Source organism: Streptomyces sp. A18 (genome assembly GCF_059026065.1).
In genome coordinates this window covers 1-576 of the sequence record NZ_JBWLKL010000150.1, presented here as the reverse complement: position 1 = coordinate 576, position 576 = coordinate 1, and the positions used below count along the sequence as shown (strand labels likewise).

1 protein-coding gene is annotated in these 576 nt (G+C 69.8%); it reads left to right on the top strand.

All coding sequences use genetic code 11. The features are described from left to right. Window positions 1-576: AMP-binding protein (locus AC5P1C_RS43925; RefSeq protein ID WP_493871606.1), on the top strand; the 576-nt coding region annotated here is incomplete at both ends.

Sequence of the window (576 nt, the reverse complement as noted above, 5' to 3'; positions counted from 1 at the left end):
CCGAGCGGGTGGGCATCGAGCCGGGCTCGCGTGTCCTCGCGGGCACCTCGGTGAACTTCGACGTGTCCGTCTTCGAGATCTTCGCCACGCTGTGCGCGGGCGGCACCGTCGAAGTGGTCCGCGACGTGCTGGTGATGGGCGAACGGAACGGTTGGAGCGGAGGCGTGATCAGCACCGTGCCGTCCGTCTTCGCCGAGCTCCTCGACCAGATGGACGGAAAGGTAGGCGCGGACACGGTGGTGTTCGCGGGCGAGGCGCTGCCCGCCTCACTGGTGCAGCGGGTACGTGACGACATCCCGGGCGTGCGGGTGGTCAACGCCTATGGGCAGACGGAGAGTTTCTACGCCGCGACGTTTTCACTGCCGCCGGGCGAGGAGTGGGCCGGGGCGGGCAGTGCGCCGATCGGTTCGCCGCTGGGGAACATGCGGGCGTACGTGCTGGGCCCTGGCTTGCTCCCGGCAGCGCCAGGGATCGTCGGGGAGTTGTACGTCGCGGGGAATGTGGCGCGTGGCTATCACGGCCGTGCGAGTTTGACGGCCGAGCGGTTCGTCGCGGATCCCTTCGGCGGGTCCGGGG